The following is a 20,327-nucleotide window of genomic DNA, read 5'->3' as shown; positions in this document are numbered from 1 at the left end:
CGAACCCGCGTGCCGAGACGCGGCGATCTCGGCGACATGTCGGGGCCGGACCGTAGGATCGCCTCCGTGAGCGAACATCCCCCCGCGGTTCACCTGGTGCTCGGTGAGGAAGAATTGCTGGTCGACCGGGCGATCGCCGACATCGTCGGTCGGGTGCGGGCGGTGGCGCCCGATGCCGACGCGGTGCCGGTTGATCGGTTGCGGGCCGGTGACGCGAGCACCGCGGAGTTGTCGGAACTGTTGAGTCCGTCGCTGTTCGCGGAGGACCGGGTGATCGTGCTGGAGTCGGCGGCCGAGGCGGGGAAGGACGCGGTTTCGGTCATCACCGCCGCGGCGGCGGATCCGCCGGAGGGCGTGGTGCTGGTCGTGGCGCACTCCGGCGGGGGGCGGGCCAAGGCGTTGGCGCCCGCGTTGCAGAAGGCGGGCGCGGTCACCCACGATTGCGCGAAATTGACCAAGGCGGCCGAGCGGGTGGAGTTCGTGCGCGCGGAATTCCGGGCGGTGGGGGTACGCATCGGCGGTGAGGCCGTGCAGGTGCTGCTGGAAACGGTGGGATCGGATCTGCGCGAGCTCGCCGCGGCCTGTTCGCAGCTCGCGGCCGATACCGGCGGCAAGGTGGACGCGGCGGCGGTGCGCCGCTACTACTCGGGCAAGGCGGAGGTCACCGGATTCGACGTGGCCGAACTCGCGGTCGTGGGGGACCGGCCCGCCGCGATGGAGGCACTGCGCTGGGCCACCGATCGCGGTGTGCCGCACGTACTGCTCGCGGACGCGCTCGCCGATTCGGTGCACACCATCGCCAAGGTGGGTTCGGCGGGTCGCGGTGACCCGTTCAAACTGGCGCAGCAACTCGGTATGCCGCCGTGGAAGGTGAAGAAGGCGCAGGCGCAGGCCAGGGGATGGAACCCGGCCAGTATCGGCACCGCGCTCCAAGTTGTCGCCGCGCTCAACGCGGATGTGAAGGGCGGCGCGGCGGATGCGAACTACGCGCTCGAACACGCGCTGACCCGCATTCTCGACCTACACGGAGCGGACTGACCGTCGAGTATGGCTAATGTTCGGCTACCGTTTGCGTGTCACACTGGAAGTCGGACATGGACGACGACACCACCACCCGGATTCCGCGTATCGATCGCGGTGAGCGACCGCCTCGGAGGACCGCTCGATCCGGCCGCGCCCGCGCTACGGGGCGAATGGCGGGCATCGCGGCACGGGTGTGCGCGGGCGGGCTGTCCGCGGTGGTGCTCGCGGGTACCGCGATGGGCTGGGCCACCGAGAACGGCTTCGACAACGGGTTCCTGCGCTCGAACGCGATAGGCGACGACGCGCCGCATTCCCTCGACGGCGATATGAACATACTGCTCATCGGCCTGGACACCCGAAAGGACCAGGACGGCTCGGATCTACCCGCGCAGATACTCGACCAGTTGCACGCCGGTGACGGCGACGAGGGCGGCTACAACGCCAATACCCTTATCCTGGTGCATATTCCGGCGAATATGGACAAGATCACCGCGGTGTCGATTCCGCGCGACGACTACGTCGCGGTGACCGGAATTCCCGGCTATACGCACGCCAAGATCAAGGAGACCTACGGTCTGAAGAAGGCCGCGGTCCAGGATCAACTGATGGCGAAGGGTGAAACCGACCGGGCCGCGCTGGAACACGCGGGTCGGGAGGCGGGCCGGGCCTCCGTCATCCAGGCGGTGCGCAGCCTGACCGGTGTGCCCATCGACCGGTTCGCCGAGATCACCCTCGGCGGTTTCTACGACGTGGCCAAGGCGCTCGGTGGCGTCGAGGTATGCCTGAGGAATCCGGTCCGCGACACCGAGTTCTCCGGTGCGGACTTCCCCGCCGGCCGTCAACGCCTCGATCCGGCGCAATCGCTGGCCTTCGTGCGCCAGCGCCACGGGCTGACCAATGGCGATCTCGACCGCACCCATCGCCAACAGGCATTCCTCACCGCGGTGGCCTCGGAGTTGCGCCAGGCGGGCACCCTGACCGATGTGGGCAAACTGTCGGCGCTCATGGATGTGGCGCATCGCAATGTCGTGTTGTCCGACGGTTGGAACGTCACCGACTTCCTGCGCACGGTCGGTTCGGTCGAGAGTCCCGAGGTGGAGTTCCGAACCCTGCCGGTGGTGCGCTACGACGTCATCAACGGTCAGGACGTGAACATCATCGACCCGGCCGCGGTCCGTCGCGAGGTCCGCGCGGCCTTCGGAGTTTCCGCGACGTCCACTACCCCCACGCCCACGCCGACCGCGCCCACGCCCACTGCGCCCACGCCGACCGCACTCACGCCCACCGCCCCCGCACCCACCGCACTCACGCCCACGCCCACCGCGCCCGCGACCTCGAACCGATCGCCCGCCTCCGCGCCGACCTCCGTGGTGGATGTCGTCGCAGCGGGAACGACACGCGCGGCGGCGGCGGTGGTGTCGAGCGCGGTGACCGATCGCGGCTATTCGCGGGGATCGGTGACCACAGCGGGCGCCGACGGCACGGCGAGTGCGGTGTACTACGGGCCGGACGGTTCGGTGGAGGCGGGCGCTATCGCCGAAATGCTGGGCGGCCTGCCGGTGATCGCGTCTCCGCGAGTGCCGACCGGGCGCATCGAGGTCGTGATAGCAGGTGATTTCGTCCTACCCGCGGACATAAGCGCCACGACCTCGACGGTGACTCCCACTCCTGCCGCGTCGGCGACGGACTCCGCCCCGCCGACCCCGAACGTCGGGCGACCGGTGGACGCCTCGATCTCCGGCGACAGCATCCCCTGCGTGAACTGAGGTCCGGGCCCGCGCGAAAATCCTGACGAGCGCCGGCGGGACCTCGACGGCGGATAGCCCTTCGACGCGACGAACCTCACTCGGCGGTGGTGAGTACCAGTTCGTCCTCGTCCTCGGTCCCGTCGTAGCGACCGTCCCAATCCTCGTACGCGGGCACCTCTTCGTCCCGGGTGACGATCCACTCCAGCGAGTAGCCGCCTTCGTCATCGGGCACGAGGACGTTCTCGATCTTCAGCCCGAACCCCAACACCTCGGCGGCCCGGATGACATCCGGCAGATCCTCGGCTCTGACCACAGTCTGATTCGCGTAGACGGTTACCATGCGCCGAATCGTAGCTTCCCGCACCGACATACCGGCTACTACCGGGTGAACTCGCCCGAGATCGATCTCGGGCGACCGACTGTGGCAGGGCACGACAAAACCGCCGCGGTCATCGAGGCCACGGCGGTCGCGCGAGCATGAGGTATCGGATTCCGATACCGGAAAATCAGATCTTGTTGAGCGCCAGCGCGAGGGCCGACTTCTTGTTGGCGGCCTGGTTGGCGTGGATGACTCCCTTGGAGGCGGCCTTGTCCAGCTTGCGGCTGGCGAACCGCAGACGCTCGGTGGCGACTTCCTTGTCACCGGCCGCGGCCGCCTCACGGAAGCCGCGGATGGCGGTGCGCAACGCGGACTTGACCGACTGGTTACGCTGACGCGCCGCCTCGTTGGTGCGGATCCGCTTCATCTGGGACTTGATGTTGGCCACGCCTGTTTCCTCGTGTTCCTGTCGCTCGAGTGGTGTGCTGGGCAGAAATTTCTCTGACTGAATTTCCGACTAAGCCTTCGCGTGCGACACGCCCGGACTAACCAGGTATCGCAACGCCGAATGTCAAGGCTACCAGCCCCTCTTCGGCAGGCGAAATCGGCGCGCCTTACCACCGCGCGGCCCGCGCCGCGACCCGGTAATCGACCGTTTACAACCATCCGGTCCTTCAACCGGATTTTCGATGTGTGCCGTCGAGGTGATGCAAGAAATTTACCTGTGTCACACACGGCATTACCGCTGGGTGATGCACGATTTTGGGCATGACTTCCGCCTCCCCGCCGCGTTCGGGCCGAACCTCCGCACCGAGCCCGAAGGGGTCGAACGGACAGGTCAACGGACATGCTCGCGCCATCACATCGGGCCTGTTCGAGGGGTACAAACCGGGGCGCTACGCCGGCGCGTTCGACGAGATGTTCGATGCCTCCGGGCGAGTCCGCCAGCCCTATCGCGGAATCTTCGCCGCGCTGGCGCCGATCGACGTGGCCGACCTCGAGCGCCGCTCCGACGCGCTGGACCGGGCCTTCATCGATCAGGGCATCACCTTCTCGCTGTCGGGGCAGGAACGCCCCTTCCCGCTCGACCTGGTGCCGCGGGTCATCGCGGCGGCGGAGTGGAACAAGCTCGAACGCGGCATCAAGCAGCGCGTGGTGGCACTCGAACTGTTCCTGGCCGACGTCTACGGCGAGCAGAACATCCTGCGCGACCAGGCCATACCCAAGCGCCTGGTGACCTCGTGCCAGCACTTCCACCGCGAGGCCGCCGGACTGGTGCCGCCCAACGGCGTGCGCATCCACGTCGCGGGTATCGATCTGATCCGTGACGAGCGCGGCGACTTCCGTGTGCTCGAGGACAATCTGCGCTCGCCATCGGGCGTGTCCTATGTCATGGAGAACCGCCGCACGATGGCGCGGGTTTTCCCCGACCTGTTCTTCTCCCACCGGGTGCGCGCCGTGGGTGATTATCCGGCGTTTCTGCTGCGCGCGCTGCGGGCCTCGGCGGCACCGAACGAGGCCGATCCGACCGTGGTGGTGCTCACCCCGGGCGTCTACAACGCCGCCTACTTCGAACATTCGCTGCTGGCGAGGCAGATGGGAGTGGAGCTGGTCGAGGGGCGGGACCTGTTCTGCCGCGACAATTTCGTCTACATGCGCACCACCGAGGGTGAGCGTCAGGTCGACGTGATCTACCGGCGCATCGACGACACCTTCCTCGACCCGATGCATTTCCGCCCCGATTCGGTGCTCGGCATCGCGGGTGTGCTCAATGCGGCGCGGGCGGGCAACGTGGTCATCTCCAGCGCGGTCGGCAACGGCGTCGGTGACGACAAGCTCATCTACACCTATGTGCCGACCATCATCGAGTACTACCTCAACGAGAAGCCGGTGCTGCCCAATGTGGACACCTACCGCTGCTGGCTCGACGAGGAACGTGCGGAAGTGCTCGACCGCATCGAGGAACTGGTCATCAAGCCGGTGGAGGGTTCCGGCGGGTACGGCATCGTCATCGGACCCGACGCCTCCCAGCGCGAGCTCGACGCGGTGCGCCGCAAGGTGCGGGCCGACCCGCGTGGGTGGATCGCCCAGCCGGTGGTGCAGCTGTCCACCGTGCCGACGAAGATCGGCAACGAACTGGTGCCGCGGCATGTGGATCTGCGCCCGTTCGCGGTCAACGACGGCGACGACATCTGGGTGCTGCCTGGCGGACTGACCCGGGTCGCGCTGCCGGAGGGCTCGCTGGTGGTCAACTCCAGTCAGGGCGGCGGCAGCAAGGACACCTGGGTGCTGACCGGGCGCGCCTCGCCCGAGGAACGAGAACTGGCGGGTGAGGAGTTGGTGAGCGATCCGCCGCAGTCCGACGCCTTCGAACTCGGTCGCGAACTCACCGCGGCCCAGGCCAATCAGCAACAGCAGCAACAGCAGCAGGAGCAGCGCACGCTTTCGGAAGACGGGCCGCGGTGATGCTGGCCCGCAATGCCGAATCCCTGTATTGGATCGGCCGCTATGTCGAGCGCGCCGACGACACCGCGCGCATCCTCGATGTCGCGGTGCACCAGTTGCTCGAGGACGCCACCGTCGATCCCGACCGCACCTCTCGGGTGTTGCTGCGGGTGCTCGGCATCGAACCGCCCGAGGGCGAGCTCGATGTCTGGTCGGTGACCGATCTGGTCGCCTTCAGCCACGACCACGGCGGCTCGATCATCGATTCGGTCTCCAATGCCCGCGAGAACGCCCGCGGCGCGCGCGAGGTGACCTCGAGCGAGATGTGGGAGTGCCTCAACGCCACCTACATCGGTCTTGCGGCCACCGAGAAGGCCGCGCGCAGCGTGGGCCCGCACGAGTTCTTCCACTACATCAAGGATCGCGCGGCGATGTTCGCCGGACTCTCGGATTCGACCCTGAGCCGCGACGACGGATACCGCTTCCTGCTGCTCGGCCGCTCCATCGAGCGGGTGGACATGACCGTGCGCCTGCTGCTCTCGCGCGCGGGCGACCGCACCTCGTCGCCCGCCTGGGTGACGGTGCTGCGTTCGGCGGGCGCGCACGACACCTATCTGCGCACCCATCGCGGCGCGCTCGACGCCCACCGGGTCGCGGAGTTCATCCTGCTGGACCGGTTGTTCCCGCGGTCGGTCTTCCATTCGGTGCGGGTGGCGGAGAACTGCCTCGCGGAATTGGATCAGCGCCCGAGTAGCCGAGTCGGCGCGCGGCACGAGGCGCAGCGGCTGCTCGGGCGGGCTCGCAGCGAATTGGAGTTCCTGCCGCCGGGCGTGCTGCTCGAGGATCTACAGCAGCGGCTGCTCTCGTTGCAGAAGACCTGCCGTGAGGTGAGCGAGGCCATCGCGTTGCAATACTTCCACGCCGCCCCGTGGGTGGCCTGGACCGACCTGCGCAGCAGTCAGGACAGCCGAGTGCAGGTGGAGGGCGAACTATGAGTTGGCGGATCAGGGTGGTGCACACCACCGGATATGTGTACGACGCGCCGGTGACCCGGTCGTTCAACGAGGCCAGACTCACCCCGCGCGCCGACAGCAGGCAGAACGTCATCCTGAATCGTGTCGAGACGGTGCCCGCCACCCGGTCCTATCGTTACACCGACTACTGGGGCACCGCGGTGACCGCCTTCGACCTGCACGCCCCGCACACCGAACTGGAGGTCACCGGCGCGTCGGTGGTGGAGACCGAGCCGTTCGCCGGACCGGCCGAGGAACTGTCCTGGGAGCAGTTGCGCAACGAGCAACTCGCCGACCGATTCGACGAGATGCTGGCGCCCACCGGCTATGTGCCGCGCGATCGCAAGCTCACCGCGGTCGCCCGACAGCTGTCCAAGGGGGTGCCGCCCGCCAAGGCCGTGGTGCGCGCGGCCGAATGGGTGCATCAGGAGATGGACTACATCACCGGCACCACTTCCGTGCACACCTCGGCGGTGCAGGCGTTCGCCGACCGCCAGGGCGTGTGCCAGGACTACGCGCATCTCACGCTGGTGCTGTTGCGGAGCATGGGCATTCCGAGCCGGTATGTCTCGGGATACCTGCATCCGAATCCCGCGGCGGAGATCGGGGTGACGGTGGCGGGGCAGTCGCACGCCTGGATCGAGGCGTGGACCGGCGCATGGTGGGGCTACGACCCGACGAACAATATCGCCATCAACGAACAACACGTCTCGGTCGGCGTCGGCCGAGACTATGCCGATGTGCCGCCGTTGAAGGGGATTTTCTCCGGCGGCGGCTCCACGGATCTCGAGGTCGTCGTGGAAATCACACGATTGGCATAATGCGTGTTGTGCCACGAGGTTGCCGGCTGAACTCGTAGCCTTCTGAGCAGTACCCAGAAATTTCGCTGCGGCCCGCCAGGGTCCGATCTCGAAGGGACTGCTGCCCTATGTCGCCCACGGCTCAGGAAGTTGTCGAGGAGGTCGCCGAAAACGGCCCGGTGCCCGACGTCAAGAAGTGGGGTGCCGAGGCGATCGGCACCTTCGTGCTGGTGACGAGCGGTGTCGGCACCGCCGTCCTGGCCGGTGAACGGGTCGGCCCGCTCGGTATCGCCCTCGCGTTCGGCCTCGCCCTGATGTTCCTGATGTATTCGATCGGCCCGATCTCGGGCTGTCACGTGAATCCGGCGGTGACGCTCGGGCAGTTGTTGCTCGGCCGTGTCTCGGCCGTGGTCGCGGCCGGCTACATGATCGCTCAACTGATCGGCGCGTTTCTCGCCGGACTCGTGATCTTCGCGATCGCCAAGAATTTGCCGTCCTATGACCGCAAGGTCGATGGTCTGGCCGCCAACGGCTGGGGCGCGCACAGTCCCTCGGCGCAGAAAGGACCGCTGGGCGAGGTGGTGATCCAGAACGGCTACGGCATGGCCGCGATGATCATCATCGAGGTGATGCTGACCGCGCTGCTGGTGTTCGTGGTACTCGCCTCCACCGACCAGATCTCCGATGTCCCGCTGGCCGGCCTGAGTATCGGCGTCACGCTGGCGGTGATCCACCTGGTCTCGATCCCGGTCGACAACACCTCGGTCAATCCGGCGCGCAGCCTCGGGGTGGCCTTCTACCAGGTGGGCGCGGGGGCGCAGGTGTGGGCATTCGTGGTGTTCCCACTCATCGGCGGTGCGCTCGGCGCCTTGGTCTACGGCCTGCTGTTCGGGCGCTCGCGCGACACGCTCGACTGAACTCGGCCCGCGCGAAGGCCGTCCGGTCGCTCCGGGCGGCCTTCGGCCGTTTCGCGGCTCAGCTCCACTGGTATTCGGCGACCAGCCGATGGGCCACCAGGTCGAAGGTCTTGCGCGCCAGGATCGCGCCCTCGCGCCGGATGCCTGCCTCGGGGACGTCGAGCACCCGGTCCAGGCGGACCCAGCTCGGCCTGCCCTCGTGATCCCAGCTCCCGCTGCCGATGCCGATCCAATTGTGATCGTCGGCGCGGTCCGTATTCGACGACAGCATCAACCCGAGCAGGGTCTTGCCGTCGCGGCCGACGACGAGCACCGGGCGGTCCTTGCCGTTGGCGGGGTCCTCCTCGTAAGGCACCCAGGTCCATACGATCTCGCCCGGATCGGCGCGGCCGTCGAGCCGCGGGCAGTAGACGATCTGACGGGCGCGTTCGCGGGTGGGCACCGGCGTGGAAGCGGTCGGGCGCACCGACGGCGAGGAGACACGGCGTCCGCTCAGGCCGCCCATCAGCTTCTCGACGAGTTTGGGTCCCTGCTGCCGGACGACCTTGGGACCCTGCGTCTTGGCGATTATGCCGAGTTGCTTGCCGAGGGAGTTCCAGGTTCGGGCCATCATCGAAGGATAACGGTGCCGTCACGAGTTCACATCCATGACGCGATCGCCCGGTCGGGACGCGGATTCGCGCGGCATTCGCGGCGGCCCCGCGGGCGACGACCTACCGCCCCAGCGCCCGCACCGGTCGCGCATGGGACGATGGACGGCAGTCTGCCGATACCCATGAGGAGTGGAGTGCCCGCCAGCTTCGCCGATACGACGTTCACCGATCCCTCGCGGATCCGTAACTTCTGCATCATCGCGCACATCGATCACGGCAAGTCGACGCTGGCCGACCGGATGTTGCAACTCACCGGTGTGGTCGAGGAACGCGCGATGCGCGCGCAGTACCTGGACCGGATGGACATCGAACGCGAACGCGGTATCACCATCAAGGCGCAGAACGTCCGACTGCCGTGGCAGGTGGACGGCATCGACTACGTGATGCACCTCATCGACACGCCCGGCCACGTCGACTTCACCTACGAGGTCTCGCGCGCGCTCGAGGCTTGTGAGGGCGCGGTCCTGCTGGTGGATGCCGCGCAGGGCATCGAGGCGCAGACCCTGGCCAACCTGTACCTGGCCATGGAGAAGGACCTCACCGTCATTCCGGTGCTGAACAAGATCGACCTGCCCGCGGCCGATCCCGACCGCTACGCCGCCGAGCTCGCGCGACTGGTCGGCTGCGAACCCGAGGAAGTGCTGCGGGTTTCGGGCAAGACCGGCGTCGGCGTGCCCGATCTACTCGACCAGGTGATCGCCCAGGTGCCGCCGCCGGTGGGCGAGGCCGACGCACCCGCGCGGGCCATGATCTTCGATTCGGTCTACGACACCTACCGCGGTGTCGTCACCTATGTGCGCGTGGTGGACGGCAAACTCACCCCGCGCGAGAAGATCAAGATGATGTCCACGGGCGCGACACACGAACTGCTCGAGATCGGCATCGTCTCGCCCGAGCCGAAGCCGACCCAGGGTCTCGGCGTCGGCGAGGTCGGTTATCTCATCACCGGTGTGAAGGACGTCCGCCAGTCGAAGGTCGGCGATACCGTGACCGCGGCGCGCGGGGGTGCGACCGAACCGCTCACCGGCTACCGCGAACCGCGTCCGATGGTCTACTCCGGGCTGTATCCGGTGGACGGCTCCGACTATCCGGATCTGCGCGACGCGCTGGAGAAGTTGCAGCTCAACGATGCCGCGCTCACCTACACCCCGGAGACCTCGGTCGCGCTCGGCTTCGGTTTCCGGTGCGGGTTCCTCGGACTGCTGCACATGGAGATCACCCGCGAACGCCTGCAACGCGAATTCGACCTCGACCTGATCTCCACCGCCCCCAATGTGGTGTACCGGGTGGAGATGGAGGACGGCGCCGAACACATCGTCACCAATCCCTCGTACTGGCCCGAGGGCAAGACCCGCAGCGTGTTCGAGCCGATCGTGAAGTGCACCGTGATCGCGCCGAGCGAGTTCATCGGCTCGATCATGGAGCTGTGCCAGTCGCGCCGCGGCGAGCTCGGCGGCATGGACTATCTGTCCGAGACCCGGGTCGAATTGCGCTACACCATGCCGATGGCCGAGATCATCTTCGATTTCTTCGATTCGCTGAAATCGCGCACCCGCGGCTACGCCTCGCTCGACTACGAGGAGGCCGGCGAGCAGGAGGCGCAGCTGGTCAAGGTGGACATCCTGTTGCAGGGCGAGGCCGTCGACGCCTTCAGCGCGATCGTGCACCGCGACGCGGCGCAGGCATACGGCCACAAGATGACCACCAAACTGCGCGAACTGATTCCGCGCCAGCAGTTCGAGGTGCCCATCCAGGCGGCGATCGGGTCCAAGATCATCGCCCGCGAGAACATTCGCGCCATCCGCAAGGACGTGCTCGCCAAGTGCTACGGCGGCGATATCAGCCGTAAGCGCAAACTGCTCGAGAAGCAGAAGGAGGGCAAGAAGCGCATGAAGACGATCGGGCGGGTGGACGTGCCGCAGGAGGCGTTCGTCGCCGCGCTGTCCTCCGACGCGGCCGCCGACAAGCCCAAGGACAAGAAGTAGCGGTCGCGCGCCTCATCGTGCCGCGATACGCACGGTGAGGCGCGCGCCGCCGAGCGGGCCGTGCCCGAGTTCGGCGGTGCCGGAATGCAACTCGGCCTGTTGGCGCACCAGCGCGAGGCCGAGGCCCGAGCCGGGGGAGCCCGGCCCCTTGACGAAACGGTCGAAGACGGTGCCGCCCAGCTCGCCGTGCGGGCCGCGGCCGTCGTCGTCGACGGTGATCTCGATATCGGGCCCGTTGGCGCGCGCCGCGACCGCGACGGTACCGGCACGACCGTGCTGGACGGCATTGGCGACCGCGTTGGTGACGATCAGCATGAGCCCGCCCGGCAGTCCGGTGAGCGTGACCGGGGCGCATTCGACTAGTTCGACGGTGATATCGGGATGGCGGCGGCGCGCATGCTGTACCGCGCGGTCGAGGGTGTCGCACAGGTCGAAGCTCTCGTAGGCATCGGGATCGGCGAGCTCGCCCACGGCGAGGCGTTCCAGGTCCGTGAGGGTCTGCTCGATGCGTTCCTCGGTGCGCAGGACCTCGTCGAGGACGGTCGCGCGCTGCTCGGCGGGCAGGTCCTTGGTGGCGAGCACCTGGAGATCGGTGCGCAGCGAGGTGAGCGGGGTACGTAGTTCGTGTGCGCAGACGGCGGCGAAATCCCGGGCGCTCGCCAGCGCGCGGCCGGTGTCCGCGTGCGCGGTCTCCAGGCGGGCCAGCATGCGGGTGAGGGCGTCGGACAGTTCCTCGGCTTCGCGCGCGCCGCGACCGGATAGCGGCGGCAGGGTCTCCAAGGTGTCGATCGCGTGCGCGGCGCCGGCGAGTCTGCGCAGCGGGCGCGCGACGAGTCCGGCCAGTACCCAGCCCAGCGCCGCCGCGATCAGCACACCCGCGACGGCGACGCCGATGCCGACGAGTCTGCTGCGGGCGACGGCCGAATCCACCGCGGCCAGATCGGGTCTGAGGACGACCGCCATGCCCGGCGCGCCCGCCACCGGCGCGACGGCGGTGTCCGCGAAACGTATCGTCCGCGGTCCGGTGTCCGGCGGGTCCGGGGGCGGCGCGATCGAATCCGGCGGCGCGGACCGGATGTCGATGCGCACCGGTGGCCCCTTCGGCGGGTCCGGCACGGCGGGCAGATCGGCGGGTCCGGCGACCCTGACCTCCATCGTGTCGACGGTGCGGTCGAGTTGGCGGTTGCTCGCGGTGTCGAGCAGGGCGATATAGGTCAGTGCAAGACCCACCGCGACCAGCGCCGCCACCCCGCCGGAGACCAGCGCGACCCGCGCCCGCAGCGACGGCGACCGGCGCGCCCTCACGGCTGGTCCCGCAGGACGAATCCGACGCCGCGCACCGTGTGCACGACCCGCGGCACGTCGCCCGCCTCCAGCTTGCGGCGCAGATAGGAGACGAAGACGTCGACCACATTGGTGTCGGTGGGGAAGTCGTACCCCCACACCGAGGACAGGATCTGCTCCCGCGTGAGCACGATTCCCGCGTTGTCGGCCAGCACCGCCAGCAGGTCGAATTCCCGTTTGGTCAACTCGACCGGCCTGCCGTCGGCCCACACCCGCCGCCCCGCCCGGTCCAGCTGCACCCGGCCGACCCGCAATGTCTCGGCGGGCAGGGCGGTCGCCAGTGGCCTGCGGCGCAGCAGCGCGCGCAGCCGAGCGACGAGTTCGCCGAGGTCGAAGGGTTTGGTGAGGTAGTCGTCGGCCCCGCGTTCCAGGCAGGCGATGCGGTCGCTGACCGCGGTGCGCGCGCTGAGCACGCATATCGGTATGTCATTGCCCATCGCGCGCAATGCCGTGACCACGCCCGCCCCGTCCAGGTCGGGCATGTTCACGTCGAGCACCATGGCGTCCGGCGCGGCCGTGCCGACCAGGGTGAGCGCCTGCGCGCCGCCCGCCGCGGTCACGACCTCGAAATCGGAGAGTTCGAGGCCGCGCCGCAGCGAGGTGAGCACCCGGATCTCGTCGTCCACGACCAAGATGCGCTGACCGGTCATGGGGCCACCATAGAGCGGTCCGACGCTCAGTTGTCGACGCTGCCGGTGGGGCCGGTCCGCAGCACCATCGGCCCGTCCGGTCCCGGGACCGCGCCGTCGAGGTCATGGCAGCCGTCCGGCGCGGCGCCGGGCGGGAGCTGTTCGAAACGCTGGTTGTAGATATGGGGTTGCGCGCCGTCGGGCAGCGGTCCGAGTTCCTCGATGTGGATCTTCGGTCCGTCGGGTCCGCCGGGAGCGATACAGGTGATGACGGGTGCGCCCGGTGTGCCGGGTGGGGCCGGTGCGATCACCGTTGGTTCGGCGACGGCCGTTCCCGCCGCGAAAAGGGCCGCGGCGCAGGCCGCGGCGCCCGCGGCCGCGATCCGTATGCGGTCATAGCGTGGGGCTGTCATGGATATCTCCTATTCGTCGAGGCCGCCTTCGACCGGACGCGGTGCGGCGAGATCGACAGTAGGAGTGCGATCTTCGGGGGTTCTCCAGTAATCATTAGAGTTCTCTCAGGCTTTGCGGCCACGCTCCCCGCGGACTTCCGCTGCTCGATCCGGGCCGGCATAGTGCCAGGTGCGAACGCTGTCGCAGGGTTATCCGGTAATCGGTGCCAAGGAAAGCGGGGCTTCCCATGAACGCCGTGCGATGGCAAGGTTGCCGGAGAATGTGACAGTTGGGTTCTTCGGAAATATCGTTAGATGGTCTTCACTCGGTCGGCCCGGCGCGGTGAGGATGCTGGAATCCGAGATGTGGAGTTTGGATGTCGCGTGATCTGCCCTTCGACGGCGACGCCGCCGAGGTGACCGACCCGTCAGGAGATACCGCGTATCGCGTCGCGAACGGCGTGGCCCGCGTCGCGCGCGCCGGAGCGTATGTCACCGGCGGCGCGCTCGTCGCGTCCAATGGCGGCGGCGTTCCCGCCGCGCCGGGCGGGCAGCGCCTTGACAGCTGGCACACCGGATGGTCCGGGAACAACGATCCCGATCCCGATGTGCCGAGTCCGGTGATGACCTTCCCCGATCCCGAACCGGATTCGGCGCCGCCCGCGCCCTCGCGGACCACGCTGGCCGCGCACACCGATCAGACGCACGGCGTGTTCCAACCCGGCGCCTCGGCCGGTGACACCGCGGTCGACATGCGGGGCGGCGCGCCGCATCAGGATGCCGTCACCGGATTCGGGACCGACGATTTCCCCGGCGCGCCCAGCTTCTTGGACGCCGCGCCCGGCTACGACGGGACCGACGCCCAGACCTGGTCCACCGCGACGCCCGAGGCGGGCCTGCCGGATTGGTGGACCGACGCCGCGACCGCTCCCGCGCCGGTACCCGGTTCGCACGGACTCGGTCTCGGCCTGCCCGATGGGGGCAACTTCCTGACCGATCCGAGCGCGACGCTGTTCGGGCTGCCGAAACATGCGGCGGCGGAGCGGGCGCGGGTGGGCGAGCTCACCGAGACCGTGGACGACAATGCCGCGCCGGGCAATTCGCTCGGCTTCGGCCATTCGGTGCCGTGGGCGCCGACCCAGCCGGTGGATGGCGCGCACGCGGCCCAGATGCTCGACGGGCTCGATGATTTCGGTGTCTACGTCGGCGTCGACGCCTTCGCCTCGCTCTACACCGAACTCGAGATCGACTTCGGTGTCGGCCCCAATGGCGCGTATCTCACCACCGAGATGAAGGTGGAGGCGTCGGCGGGGATGACGATCAAGACCGCCGCGGGATCGAATATCGGCGATCAGCTCGACAATCTCACCAACTGGCTCGACGGCAAATCGACCACCGGCGCGGGCCGCGCCACCACCGACCAGCACGGAATCGGTTCTGGCGCACTGGGTTCGGGGTCGGCGACGGCCGGTGTCTCCGGCGGTGTCGCGCCCGTCGCACCTGCCGCCGCGTCCGCTCCCGTGTTCGCGCCGACCGCACCGGTCGCCATGACACAGGCGCCGGTCGCCCCGCCGGCGCCCGCGCCGATGGCGGCCGCCCCGGCCGCGGCGCCGGTGGTGGCGGTGACGCCGTTGCAGACCACGATCCAGCCCGAGGCCGCGTCCTCGCCGATCGCGAATGTGCTCGCACCGCCGTCGGGCACCTCGCCGCTCACCGCGCCCGCCGCGGCGGTGCCGGCGCTGTTCGACCAGCAGCACTCGCCCAAGCCGAATCCGTACACGCCGGTGCAGCCAAAGCCCGTCGACACCGGCGCGGATAACCACCAGCCGACCGTTCCGGTGACCAAGATCCCGACCACGTTCGGACCGGGCGCCTCGACGCCGGGTGTGGATCACACCGCACCGGATCCGGTGAGCACGTCGGTTCCGCTGCCGACCAAACTGCCCGGCGTGGACGGCAAACCGACGATGCCGAGCGGTGATATCGACATCACCACCACCAAAGTGCCGGGCGCGACCCGGCCCGCCCAGCAGCCGTCCACCCCCGACGGGACCGGCACCGGCACGGGCGGTACGCAGAGCAACCCGCCGTCGCAGACCCATCCGAGCACCGACGCCCCGAGCGCCGAGGTGCCCACGGTGTCGGTGCCGTCGACCTCGCACAGCGTGCCGACGTACTCGCCGTCGCAGCCGTCGACCATCGACGTGCCGACCGTGGACGTGCCGACGGCCGAGGTGCCCTCGGCGGAGTTGCCGACTCCCACGTACTCGGCGCCGCATCCCGCGCCCGTCACCCCGATCAAGCCGCAGGTCGGCACGAACAACAAGCCCATCAGCGATCAGTGGGATTCGTCACACGGGTACCTCGCCCACCCCGCGGCCGCCTCCTTCACCGTCGATGCCGACCACATGAGCACGGCGTTCGCGGGCGGCGGACTGTCGGCGGGACTGCTGCCGGGCGGGGGGCCGTACGACCTCGACGCGACACACGGCACACTGGATCATCACTCGCTGCTGCATTAGCGCGTCCACGGTGCGAAGGGAGGACGCGCCGTCGATGTCGTCGCGCAGCGGATACGAAAGAGAGTTAGGAGGAGGGTTGTCTGCCGCAGCCGGGCTGGAGTCCGTGACGGTGAAACATCCGGACGCGATGGCCCCGCTCATCCGTGTCCTCGATGAATTGCGGGAGATGACCAGAGCCGCGGGTCGTGACGATCTGACCGGACGGCTCAGCATGGTCCGGGCCAGGGTCGCCGATCCCCGGGTGCGGCTTGTCGTGGTCGGCGAGCCGAAGAACGGGATGAGCACCCTGGTCAACGGTCTGGTCGGAGCACAGGTCAGCGCCACCGACAGCCCGCTGAGCGTGCCGGTGATCGCCGAATACGGTCCGCGCTCCACCGCCACGCTGGTGAAGGCGATCCCGGGCGGCCGCACCGAGCGCCAGCCCGTCGACCCGCTCGACCCCGGACCCGCGCTGCGCGCCGAAGGGGTGATCCGCGCGGAGTTCACCGAGCCGAGTCCGCTGCTCGCCGACGGCATCGTGGTCATGGACGCCCCGGGCGCGCCCGCCGACGAGCACGTCAAGTGGTCGATGATCGCGGCCGCGGACGCGGTGCTCTACGTGGCCGACGCGCGCTCCGAACTGACCAAGGAGCAACTCGCCTATCTGGAACGGGTGCAGCGGCTGTGTCCGACCGTGGTGTGCGTGCTGAACAAGATCGACCAGTATCCGCACTGGGCCCATGTGCAGCAGCGCAACCGGGAACTGCTCGACGCGGCAGGCCTCGGCTTCGCCGTCGCCCCGGTCTCGGCGCTGCAACATCGTCAGCATGGCGCGAACTACCAGCGCGATATCGAATCCGGTATGCCGCAGTTGATCGACCATCTGCGCGACTACGTGGTCGGCCATGCCGATTCCATGGCGATCGAGGCCGCGGTGCGCGATATCCGGCTGGTAAGTGACCACCTGGCGATGACACTGCACAGCGAGGCCGAGGCCTTGCGTGATCCGCGTCGCAAGGCGCAGATCACCGAATCGCTCGTCGTGGCGCGCGATCAGGCCGAACAGTTGCGCCAGCGCACCGCCAATTGGCAGGTCACCCTGGTCGACGGCAGTACCGAGTTGATGGCCGATATCGAACACGACCTGCGTCATCGCCTGCGCAATCTGGTGCGCGACGCCGAAGCCGAGATCACCCAGACCGATCCCGCGCGCGGCTGGAAGGAATTCGCCACCGATCTCGACGCGCGGATCTGCGAGGCCGTGGAAGAGAATTTCGTGATGGCGCACTACCGTTCGGTGGAACTGTGCGATCAGGTCGCCTCGAAGTTCCCGGCCGACAATCGCACACCGCCGCTGCCGGATCTGCGCCTGGAGAATCCGGGCGAGGTGCTCGAACCGGTGGCGCCGCTCGAGCCGCTCGACAGCGCCGATGCCGGTGTGACACAGCAGTTCCTGTCCGCGCTGCGCGGTTCCTACGGTGGCATCCTCATGGTGGGTCTCGCCACGAGTCTGCTCGGCATGTCACTGGTGAACTGGTATTCGGCGGGTGCGGGTGTGCTGTTGGGCGTGAACGCGCTGTGGGACGACCGCAAGAATCGCAAGACCCGGCGGCGCGCAGAGGCGAAGGTCGCGGTGGCCCGGCTCATGGACGACGTGATCTTCCAGGTGAGCAAGGAGTCGCGCAATCGCCTGCGCGCCATGCAGCGAACGCTGCGTGACCACTTCACCGAGATCGCCACCGAATCGCTGCGCACCGCCGAGGACGCCCTGCGCGCCGCGGAGGAGGCGTTCGGGAAATACGGCGACCGCCGTGAGGAGCGCATCGCCGAACTCGATACGCGCCTGCGCGCCCTGCGCGGGGTGCGCGATCGCGCCGACCGGTTGGTCGGCGCCTGATCCGGTGTCAGTGCGGATGCGACGCCGGGGTGTGCGCGGGCTGGAAATCGCCGACCGCCCGTGACTCCTCGGCCCTGATCACATGGGTGACGGCATTGATGAGCGCGAGATGGGTGAACGCCTGCGGGAAGTTGCCCAGGTGGCGTCCGCTACGCGAATCGATCTCCTCGGCGTAGAGCCGCAGCGGGCTGGCGTAGCCGAGCAACCGCTCGCACAGGTGCCGTGCCCGGCGCACCTCACCGATCTCAACCAACGCCGAGACCAGCCAGAACGAGCAGATCGTGAAGGTGCCCTCGGCGCCGGTGAGGCCGTCGTCGGTGGTCTCGGTGCGGTAGCGCAGCACCAGACCGTGTTCGGTGAGTCTGTCGGCGATCGAAAGTACGGTGGCCCGCACCCGGTGGTCGTCGGGCGGCAGGAAGCGCACGAGTACCACCAGCAGCAGGGAGGCGTCGAGGGTCTGCCCCCCGTAGGTCTGGGTGAAGACCCCGTTCGCGTCGACGCCGTTGGCGAGGATGTCGTCCTTGATCTCGTCGGCGACGGTGTGCCACTCGGTGGCGCGTTCGAACTGGCCGTGCATCTCGGCAAGTTTCGCGCCGCGGTCGAGCGCCACCCAGCACATGATCTTGGACGAGGTGAAATGCTGCGGCTCGCCGCGGATCTCCCAGATGCCGCGGTCGGGTTCGCGCCAGTTCGCGACGGCGGCGTGCACCTGACGTTCCAGCAGCGGCCACAGCGACTCCGGCACCTGTCCGCGTGACTTCACGTGCAGGTACACCGCGTCGAGCATGGTGCCCCAGATGTCGTGCTGATCCTGGTTGTAGGCGCCGTTGCCGATGCGCACCGGACGCGCGCCGTCGTAGCCGCGCAAATGGGTCAGTTCGATCTCGGTGAGGTCGCGTTCGCCGCCGATGCCGTAGAGCACTTGGAGCGGGACCGCGTCGCCGTTGTTTCCGGTCGACGCGTCGTTGAGGAAGGCGAAGAAGTCGTCGGCCTCACGGTCGAGGCCCAGCGTGTACAGGCCCCACAGGGCGAAGCTGGAATCGCGCACCCAGGTGTAGCGGTAGTCCCAGTTCCGTTGTCCGCCATGGGTTTCCGGCAATGACGTGGTGGCAGCGGCCATGAGCGCGCCGGTCGGCTTGTAGGTCAGGCCCTTGAGGGTCAGCGCGCTGCGTTGCAGGTAGTTGCGCCACGGGTGGTCCGGGAAGTTGCCGAGGGTGATCCACTGCCGCCAGCATTCGGTGGTGGCCCACATCTTCTGCGCGGCGTCGGCGAAGGTCTTCGGCGCGGGCAGTTCCGACCAGGTCAGTGCGACGTAGACCTCGTCGCCCTCCTGCATGCGGGTGCGCGCTCGGGCCTCGCGGCCCTCGAGTCCCAGACGCAGATCGGTGGTGAGTACCAGTGTGGGGCCGACGGTCGGGTCGTTGGTGCGCACCGCCGTGGCCTCCTCGTAGACCTTGCCGGTGTACTCCCAGGTGGTCGTCGCGCGGTGGTAGTCGAAGGCGGGTTCACAGCTCATCTCGAGTTCGACCGTGCCGTTGACGCATTTCACGGTGCGCAGCAGCATGTGCTCGGCGTCCCAGTCCATGGGGGTGCGGCGGTGGGTGCGGCTGCGCTGGTCGTTGTTGTGCCAGGGGCCGAGGACCAGCGCGTCGCGCACGATGAGCCAGCCGGTCGGGGTCTGCCAGGTGGTCTCCAGGATCATGCCGCCGGGCAGGTAGCGGCGCGCGGCGGGCACATTGCGGCCGTACGGGCCGATACGGAAATGTCCCGCGCTGCGATCCAGGATCGCGCCGAAGACGCTGGGGGAGTCGGGGCGGGGCACGCACATCCATTCGACGGCGCCATTGCTCGCGATGAGGCAGTTCGTCTCGCAGTCGGAGAGAAAGGCGTAGTCGTCGATCGGGGGGAAGGCGCCGTGGCGTGCGCCGGTCAACGCGGTCGGCACCGGCAGATCGTCGGGCTCATCGATTGTGAGGTCATCGGTGGGAGACGCCATAGACCCATCTTGGGTTGCTCCGGTCGTGCCGTCCACCGCCCCCCACGGGGTCGGCGGATACCACGGCGCGCGGACTAGGCTGGAGTGGTGCATCGCATTGCGGGTTGGTGGGACGGCTTCGAGCTGTGGATCGCGGGTTTGCCGTTCATCCCGCAGTTCCTCGTGGTGCTGGTCGGCATGGTGCCGATCAGCTTCGTGATCGCGCTCGCCCTCGACCGGACCCTGCGCGAGGTCATGCGGTTGCTCGGCCGCGACCGGGTCGAGGCCGTCGCGGTCGCGGCGCGGGTCGCCGCCCCGGTCGCGCCCTCCGCCGACGCGACCGCTTCGATGTCCGGGCCTCCCGCGCCCTCCGAATCCGCGTCACGTCGGCCCGCGCGGAGCGGAGCGCTGTAATGCCCCGTTCCCGCGTTCAGCTCGCCCTCGTCGCCCTGCTCGTGCTGATCGTCATCGCCTGGCTGGTCACTCGCTGACACCGAGCCCGGTGACGGTCTCCCCGTGACCGACCGAGCCCACCGCCGCGCCCGCATCCCCGTCCCGGTCGCGCATCCGCGCGGATCGCCGGACCTGCGAGGTGTCGAGGTTCTGCTCGTGTCCGTCTCCTCGATCCACGTCCCCCGCTTCGGTATTCGCGCCGCTCCCGCACCGCACGTGTTTCATCCGTGCGA

The 20,327-nt window shown here is 68.4% G+C and carries 18 protein-coding genes; 10 read left to right on the top strand and 8 right to left on the bottom strand.

Annotated elements, in window-relative coordinates; genetic code table 11:
• Window positions 1-36: 36 nt before the first annotated feature.
• A complete protein-coding gene (gene holA / locus APZ21_RS12825; RefSeq protein ID WP_054813632.1) occupies window positions 37-1,038 on the top strand; it encodes a DNA polymerase III subunit delta in 1,002 nt (333 codons plus the stop codon).
• Between the two features lie 56 nt (window positions 1,039-1,094).
• Window positions 1,095-2,789: an LCP family protein gene (locus APZ21_RS12820; protein ID WP_082393052.1), complete on the top strand. Its 1,695-nt coding sequence runs from the start codon at window positions 1,095-1,097 to the stop codon at window positions 2,787-2,789.
• A 76-nt stretch (window positions 2,790-2,865) separates the two neighbouring features.
• Here APZ21_RS12820 and APZ21_RS12815 read toward each other — a convergent pair whose 3' ends face one another.
• Both APZ21_RS12815 and rpsT read right to left on the bottom strand, forming a co-directional pair.
• Window positions 2,866-3,111 carry a hypothetical protein gene (locus tag APZ21_RS12815; RefSeq protein WP_054813630.1) on the bottom strand — a complete coding sequence of 82 codons (246 nt, stop codon included), beginning with the start codon at window positions 3,109-3,111 and terminating at the stop codon, window positions 2,866-2,868.
• A 166-nt stretch (window positions 3,112-3,277) separates the two neighbouring features.
• Window positions 3,278-3,538 carry a 30S ribosomal protein S20 gene (gene rpsT, locus APZ21_RS12810; protein ID WP_054813502.1) on the bottom strand — a complete coding sequence of 87 codons (261 nt, stop codon included), beginning with the start codon at window positions 3,536-3,538 and terminating at the stop codon, window positions 3,278-3,280.
• Window positions 3,539-4,008: 470 nt separating this feature from the next.
• Here rpsT and APZ21_RS12805 point away from each other — a divergent pair, with 470 nt between their 5' ends.
• The 4 genes from APZ21_RS12805 (at window position 4,009) to APZ21_RS12790 (ending at window position 8,265) form a co-directional block, all read left to right on the top strand.
• Complete coding sequence (locus tag APZ21_RS12805) at window positions 4,009-5,556, top strand: circularly permuted type 2 ATP-grasp protein (protein WP_239476613.1); 1,548 nt, start codon at window positions 4,009-4,011, stop codon at window positions 5,554-5,556.
• Window positions 5,556-6,530 carry an alpha-E domain-containing protein gene (locus APZ21_RS12800; protein WP_054813501.1) on the top strand — a complete coding sequence of 325 codons (975 nt, stop codon included), beginning with the start codon at window positions 5,556-5,558 and terminating at the stop codon, window positions 6,528-6,530. Before APZ21_RS12805 ends, APZ21_RS12800 begins: the two co-directional genes overlap by 1 nt.
• On the top strand, window positions 6,527-7,369 hold the full coding sequence (locus APZ21_RS12795; protein ID WP_054813500.1) for a transglutaminase family protein: 843 nt from the start codon (window positions 6,527-6,529) through the stop codon (window positions 7,367-7,369). Before APZ21_RS12800 ends, APZ21_RS12795 begins: the two co-directional genes overlap by 4 nt.
• A gap of 107 nt (window positions 7,370-7,476) precedes the next feature.
• Entirely contained in the window at window positions 7,477-8,265 is a 789-nt protein-coding gene (locus APZ21_RS12790; RefSeq protein ID WP_054813499.1) for an aquaporin, read from the top strand.
• A gap of 58 nt (window positions 8,266-8,323) precedes the next feature.
• Here APZ21_RS12790 and APZ21_RS12785 read toward each other — a convergent pair whose 3' ends face one another.
• Window positions 8,324-8,875: a type II toxin-antitoxin system PemK/MazF family toxin gene (locus tag APZ21_RS12785; protein ID WP_054813498.1), complete on the bottom strand. Its 552-nt coding sequence runs from the start codon at window positions 8,873-8,875 to the stop codon at window positions 8,324-8,326.
• Window positions 8,876-9,016: 141 nt separating this feature from the next.
• Between APZ21_RS12785 and lepA the strand changes: the two genes are divergently transcribed.
• Window positions 9,017-10,903, top strand: coding sequence for a translation elongation factor 4 (gene lepA / locus APZ21_RS12780; RefSeq protein ID WP_054813497.1), 1,887 nt, complete (start codon window positions 9,017-9,019; stop codon window positions 10,901-10,903).
• Window positions 10,904-10,915: 12 nt separating this feature from the next.
• Here lepA and APZ21_RS12775 read toward each other — a convergent pair whose 3' ends face one another.
• The 3 genes from APZ21_RS12775 to APZ21_RS12765 are packed head-to-tail and all read right to left on the bottom strand — an operon-like array spanning window position 10,916 to window position 13,289.
• Complete coding sequence (locus APZ21_RS12775) at window positions 10,916-12,208, bottom strand: HAMP domain-containing sensor histidine kinase (RefSeq protein ID WP_054813496.1); 1,293 nt, start codon at window positions 12,206-12,208, stop codon at window positions 10,916-10,918.
• Window positions 12,205-12,897, bottom strand: a complete 693-nt coding sequence (locus APZ21_RS12770; RefSeq protein ID WP_054813495.1) for a response regulator transcription factor — start codon at window positions 12,895-12,897, stop codon at window positions 12,205-12,207. The genes APZ21_RS12775 and APZ21_RS12770 overlap by 4 nt, the downstream gene beginning before the upstream one ends.
• A gap of 26 nt (window positions 12,898-12,923) precedes the next feature.
• A complete protein-coding gene (locus APZ21_RS12765) occupies window positions 12,924-13,289 on the bottom strand; it encodes a hypothetical protein (RefSeq protein WP_054813494.1) in 366 nt (121 codons plus the stop codon).
• A gap of 356 nt (window positions 13,290-13,645) precedes the next feature.
• On the opposite strand from APZ21_RS12765, the gene APZ21_RS12760 reads away from it, so the two are divergent.
• Together APZ21_RS12760 and APZ21_RS12755 are read left to right on the top strand one after the other, a co-directional pair.
• A complete protein-coding gene (locus APZ21_RS12760) occupies window positions 13,646-15,790 on the top strand; it encodes a hypothetical protein (protein WP_054813493.1) in 2,145 nt (714 codons plus the stop codon).
• Between the two features lie 76 nt (window positions 15,791-15,866).
• Entirely contained in the window at window positions 15,867-17,666 is a 1,800-nt protein-coding gene (locus APZ21_RS12755; protein ID WP_082393050.1) for a P-loop NTPase family protein, read from the top strand.
• A 7-nt stretch (window positions 17,667-17,673) separates the two neighbouring features.
• On the opposite strand, the gene APZ21_RS12750 is transcribed toward APZ21_RS12755, so the two are convergent.
• Window positions 17,674-19,662, bottom strand: a complete 1,989-nt coding sequence (locus APZ21_RS12750; protein WP_082393049.1) for a glycoside hydrolase family 15 protein — start codon at window positions 19,660-19,662, stop codon at window positions 17,674-17,676.
• Between the two features lie 87 nt (window positions 19,663-19,749).
• On the opposite strand from APZ21_RS12750, the gene APZ21_RS12745 reads away from it, so the two are divergent.
• Entirely contained in the window at window positions 19,750-20,055 is a 306-nt protein-coding gene (locus APZ21_RS12745; RefSeq protein WP_082393067.1) for a hypothetical protein, read from the top strand.
• A gap of 66 nt (window positions 20,056-20,121) precedes the next feature.
• Here APZ21_RS12745 and APZ21_RS12740 read toward each other — a convergent pair whose 3' ends face one another.
• A complete protein-coding gene (locus tag APZ21_RS12740) occupies window positions 20,122-20,271 on the bottom strand; it encodes a hypothetical protein (protein WP_156371041.1) in 150 nt (49 codons plus the stop codon).
• Window positions 20,272-20,327 lie beyond the last annotated feature (56 nt).

The sequence above is a fragment of the Nocardia arizonensis genome, assembly GCF_001310275.1.
GTDB classification, from domain to species: domain Bacteria; phylum Actinomycetota; class Actinomycetes; order Mycobacteriales; family Mycobacteriaceae; genus Nocardia; species Nocardia arizonensis.
The sequence above is the reverse complement of the archived record's forward strand: the minus strand, read 5'-3'. Positions and strand labels throughout refer to the sequence as shown.

Bases quoted from the DNA above. Each gene is read 5' to 3' on its own strand.
- holA (WP_054813632.1), top strand. From the start codon at position 37: ATGTCGGGGCCGGACCGTAGGATCGCCTCCGTGAGCGAACATCCCCCC.
- APZ21_RS12820 (WP_082393052.1), top strand. From the start codon at position 1,095: ATGGACGACGACACCACCACCCGGATTCCGCGTATCGATCGCGGTGAG.
- APZ21_RS12815 (WP_054813630.1), bottom strand. From the start codon at position 3,111: ATGGTAACCGTCTACGCGAATCAGACTGTGGTCAGAGCCGAGGATCTG.
- APZ21_RS12805 (WP_239476613.1), top strand. From the start codon at position 4,009: ATGTTCGATGCCTCCGGGCGAGTCCGCCAGCCCTATCGCGGAATCTTC.
- APZ21_RS12800 (WP_054813501.1), top strand. From the start codon at position 5,556: ATGCTGGCCCGCAATGCCGAATCCCTGTATTGGATCGGCCGCTATGTC.
- APZ21_RS12795 (WP_054813500.1), top strand. From the start codon at position 6,527: ATGAGTTGGCGGATCAGGGTGGTGCACACCACCGGATATGTGTACGAC.
- APZ21_RS12790 (WP_054813499.1), top strand. From the start codon at position 7,477: ATGTCGCCCACGGCTCAGGAAGTTGTCGAGGAGGTCGCCGAAAACGGC.
- APZ21_RS12785 (WP_054813498.1), bottom strand. From the start codon at position 8,875: ATGGCCCGAACCTGGAACTCCCTCGGCAAGCAACTCGGCATAATCGCC.
- lepA (WP_054813497.1), top strand. From the start codon at position 9,017: ATGGACGGCAGTCTGCCGATACCCATGAGGAGTGGAGTGCCCGCCAGC.
- APZ21_RS12770 (WP_054813495.1), bottom strand. From the start codon at position 12,897: ATGACCGGTCAGCGCATCTTGGTCGTGGACGACGAGATCCGGGTGCTC.
- APZ21_RS12765 (WP_054813494.1), bottom strand. From the start codon at position 13,289: ATGACAGCCCCACGCTATGACCGCATACGGATCGCGGCCGCGGGCGCC.
- APZ21_RS12760 (WP_054813493.1), top strand. From the start codon at position 13,646: ATGTCGCGTGATCTGCCCTTCGACGGCGACGCCGCCGAGGTGACCGAC.
- APZ21_RS12750 (WP_082393049.1), bottom strand. From the start codon at position 19,662: ATGGCGTCTCCCACCGATGACCTCACAATCGATGAGCCCGACGATCTG.